The sequence below is a fragment of the Actinomadura logoneensis genome (assembly GCF_003428695.1).
Classification (GTDB): Bacteria; Actinomycetota; Actinomycetes; order Streptosporangiales; family Streptosporangiaceae; genus Spirillospora; species Spirillospora logoneensis.
Genome location: NZ_QURH01000029.1, coordinates 1 through 3,740 on the forward strand (window position 1 = coordinate 1; position 3,740 = coordinate 3,740).

Annotated in this window: 4 protein-coding genes; all 4 read right to left on the bottom strand. The window is 73.6% G+C overall.

What is annotated here, in order from left to right:
- Positions 1-575 precede the first annotated feature (575 nt).
- Positions 576-1,592 carry a bifunctional helix-turn-helix transcriptional regulator/GNAT family N-acetyltransferase gene (locus DZF91_RS01705; RefSeq protein WP_117355759.1) on the bottom strand — a complete coding sequence of 339 codons (1,017 nt, stop codon included), beginning with the start codon at positions 1,590-1,592 and terminating at the stop codon, positions 576-578.
- A 103-nt stretch (positions 1,593-1,695) separates the two neighbouring features.
- Positions 1,696-2,025 carry a DUF3817 domain-containing protein gene (locus DZF91_RS01710; protein ID WP_117355760.1) on the bottom strand — a complete coding sequence of 110 codons (330 nt, stop codon included), beginning with the start codon at positions 2,023-2,025 and terminating at the stop codon, positions 1,696-1,698.
- A gap of 166 nt (positions 2,026-2,191) precedes the next feature.
- Positions 2,192-2,557, bottom strand: a complete 366-nt coding sequence (locus DZF91_RS01715) for a hypothetical protein (protein ID WP_117355761.1) — start codon at positions 2,555-2,557, stop codon at positions 2,192-2,194.
- Between the two features lie 163 nt (positions 2,558-2,720).
- The coding region (locus tag DZF91_RS01720; RefSeq protein WP_235834003.1) for a citrate/2-methylcitrate synthase at positions 2,721-3,740 on the bottom strand (1,020 nt) is incomplete at its 5' end.

A 3,740-nucleotide genomic window follows, 5' to 3' on the forward strand; every position in this document is an offset into this window, starting at 1 on the left:
CCCGCGGCGCCGGGGCCACGTCGGACCCGGCGGTCCACGCCACCGGGTCCGACGGCCACAGGACGCCGGCGCCGTACGCCCCCGCGGCACCGACGTCCCCCCACCGCCGGGTCGGCGGCGGCGTTGGGCACCGCCGCCGGCCCGGCTGTGTTGATCGCAGTCCCGGCCCACTCCGCTCGCCTGGCGGCTCGCTACGTGACCGTGCCTGGGCGAACGCGGCATCGCTTCGCGATCTGCCCGGCTCCGCTCGCCTCCGGCTTCGCTTCACCGTGCAGGTCACGCGTTCGCGCGCGTGGCCGAGGCCGCTTCGAGACAGGCTGTAGCTAGTATCACCGTGCAGGTCACGCGTTCGCGCGCGTGGCCGAGGCCGCTTCGAGACAGGCTGTAGCTAGTACGTGTCCAGACGAGGACCATCCCCCCGCGCCACACCGGCGCGCATGCACCGCGCTCCAGACCAGAACACCCGCGCCGTCGGCTCTGCTCCAGACCGGGACGCCTGCGCCACCGGCCCTGCCCCAGACCGGAACACCAGTGCCGTCGGTCCGGCTCTTGGGCGGGGTGCCTGCGGCGTCGGCTTACTTCAGGCTGAGTTCCCAGGTCTCCCCGTGCACGGTGTCGCCGAAGCGCTCGGACGGCGGCTCCCGGTCCACCAGCTCGAAACCCGCGCGGGCGTAGATGCGGCGGGCGGGCTGCTGGAGGGCGGTCGTCCAGAGCACCATGCGCTCATATCCGGCATCGGTGGCGAAGCGGACGCACTCGTCCACGAGCCTGCCGCCGACTCCGGCGCCGCGCGTGCCGGGCTCGACGATCAGCAGCCTGAGCTGCGCGGTCGTGGCGTCCCGGTGGACGCAGAAGATGCTGCCGACGCGGCGTCCGTCCAGTTCGGCGATCCAGGCGTTGTCGCGTTCGGGGTCGTGCCGCTCCACGTAGTCGGCGACGACGCGCGCGACGAGCGCCTCGTAGGTCCGGTCCCAGCCGCATTCGGACGCGTAGAGCTCGCCGTTCCGCTGCACGACCCACCCCAGGTCACCGGGTCCCAGCGGGCGCAACACCACCTTCCCGCCCTCTCCGGACACCCCGGCTTGGGACGCTCCGGCCTCGGCCGTCTCGGACCCGTTGCCGCTCCCGGACGCGTCGGACGTTCCGGCGCCGTACGAGGCCGGGGCTGCCAGGAGAGTGCGGACGGTCCGCATCGCGGCGACCAGGTTGTCGCGGTCGGCGGGGGTGAGGCCGTCGAGCATGGCCCTGATCTGGGCGGCGGACCGCTCGTCCAGCAGGGCGAACACCTCCCGCCCGCGGTCGGTCAGCCGGACCACCTGGCGGCGGGCGTCCCCTGCGGACCGTTCGCGCTCGACCAGGCCGTCGCTCTCGAACCGGGTGAGCATCCGGCTGAGGTACCCGGCGTCCAGGTCCAGGGAGCGGCGCAGCGCGAGGACCTCGGTCTCGGGCCGCTGCGCCAGCTCGAAGACCACGCGCGCCTCGGTGAGCGAGTAGGGCGTGCGGACGTGCCCGTCGCCCAGCAGGCCGAGGACGCGGGTGTAGAAGCGGTTGAAGTCCCGGACGGACGCGACGTGATGGGCGGGCGCCGACATGACGATCCCCTCGCTCTATTGTTTGACTGAGTCAAACGTAGACCGAGGGGATCGCCGAGTCCAGCCTTCGCCGGGCACGGACCCGACGGCGCGGGCGGGAGGGTCAGGCCGCGTCGGCGGCGACGCCGGTGCGCTCCAGCTCGGCGCGCGCGTCGCGGACGATCCGGTGCTCGACGTAGAAGGCGAGGAACGGCACCAGGCCGGCCGCGACCATGAGGACCATCTTCTGCAGCGGCCATCCGGCCCGCCGGTAGAGGTCGAACGCCATCACCAGGTACACCATGTACAGGATGCCGTGGATCGGCGAGACGATCCCCGACGCGCCGGGCTGGTCCCCGATGTAGCGCAGCGGCATGGCGACGAAGACCAGGATCAGCAGCATCACGCCGACGAGCAGCGCCATGATCCGGTACCGCTTGATGGCCGCTTCCACAGTCACACCTCTCTCAGCGCGCCGGTCGCGCGCTACCTACGTTCGGGTCGATGGGGCAGGACGGACGGGTCGAGCAGTGCCTCGCGGCGTCCGCCGGAAGCCTCCCGCGGACGACCTGTGGGGATCGCCGGGAACGCCGGTCCGCCGGACGGGCTGCTCGGTCCGTCTAGTCCCGGCGGCCGGTCTGCGAGTTCAGGCGGGCCAGGTAGCGGTTGTAGGCGGCGAGCTCGGGGTCCTCGCTCTCCTGCCGCTGGATGATCTCGCGGGTGACCGCCTTCTCGGCGGGCTCCTCGATGACCTCCGGGCCGCGCGGGATCGAATCCTCGCCGGTCACCTCGTCGCGGATCATCTTGACCCACATCACCACGACGAAGATCGCGAAGATCGGCCACTCGAAGGTGTAGGCCCAGCTCCGGTCGTTACCCGCCTGCGCCCGGTCGAACTGCCACCAGCCGAACCCCAGGAACGCCGCGAACAACACGATCGCCGTCGCGTGGAGCCCGAGCCAGCCGGGGGTGAAGAACCTTCGCACGTCATGAAGCGTACCTCCGCTTCCCCGAAGCCCTGGCAGGCCCCCGCCGGAACGCCCCGCCCGTATGTCGCACGCCCCCGGAGGAACCATCCCGTTTCCCCCCGAACCCCCCGCTCACCACACCACCGACGCCCCGGCGTCCGTCCGGCGGGACTTCGGGGGCTCAGGTAGGGAGGGGCGGGCCGACGTAGACGGCGCGGGGGCGCAGTGGGGAGCCGCCGCGGTACTCCTCCAGGGCGTGCGCGAGCCAGCCCGCGACCCGCGCGACCGCGAAGACGGCCTCCCCCGCCCCCGGGACGAGCCCGGCGACGCCGCCCAGCAGGGCCAGCGCGAAGTCGATGTTCGGCGCGGGCAGGCGACGCCGCTCGGCCTCGGCGAGGACGGCGTCCGCGACGGCGAGGCGCGGGTGGCCGGGCGCCGCCTCCCGGATGAGGCCGAGCAGCACGGTCGCCCGCCCGTCGCCGGACTTGTACACCGAGTGCCCGAAACCGGGGATCCGCTCCCCTGCCCGCAGCCGGTCGCCGATCACGCGCGCTGCCTGTCCGGGCGCTCCCACCTCGGCGAACAGGCGTTCCGCGGCGTAGGACGCGCCGCCGTGCAAGGGGCCGCTCACCACGCCGAGACCCGACATGACCACGGCGTACGGGTCCGCCCGGACGGACGCCGCGACCCGTGCCGCCAGGGTGGACGCCGCCAGTTCGTGGTCGGCCAGCAGCACCATGGCCGCCTCGAAGGCCCGCAGCAGGCTCGGGGTCGGCTCGTCCGGGCACAGGGCCCGCCACAGCCGTCCGGCGATCGACGCCTGGGCCGACGGGATTCCGGCGGACACAGGTGCGGTCTCTTCCTCGCGATCGTCGCTCGCGCCGAGAACCCCGGACACCAGTGGCGGAGCCACGCTCGACGGGACGTTCCGCACGGTGCCGGTGAGGCGGGCCGCGGGTGGGAGGGCGTCCACCATGCCGGCGATCAGCGTCCGGGCCGTGATCAGCACACCCTCCGGATCGATGTGGACGCGCAGGGGGTCGGTCACGGCGAGGGCCGTGGTGATCACCTGGAGGCGGTCGAGAGGGAGGAGGCCGGGTGGCAGGCCGGACTGGGCCGCGCGGGCCGCCCGGAGCCCGTCCTCCGAGGCCCGCCAACCACCCTCCGCCCGCCCGCCGGCCCGGTCGCCCGCGGCCTGGCC

What these genes read in the sequence shown, in the direction of transcription:
- DZF91_RS01705 (WP_117355759.1), bottom strand. Translation starts at nt 1,592, where the DNA reads ATGTCGGCGCCCGCCCATCACGTCGCGTCCGTCCGGGACTTCAACCGC.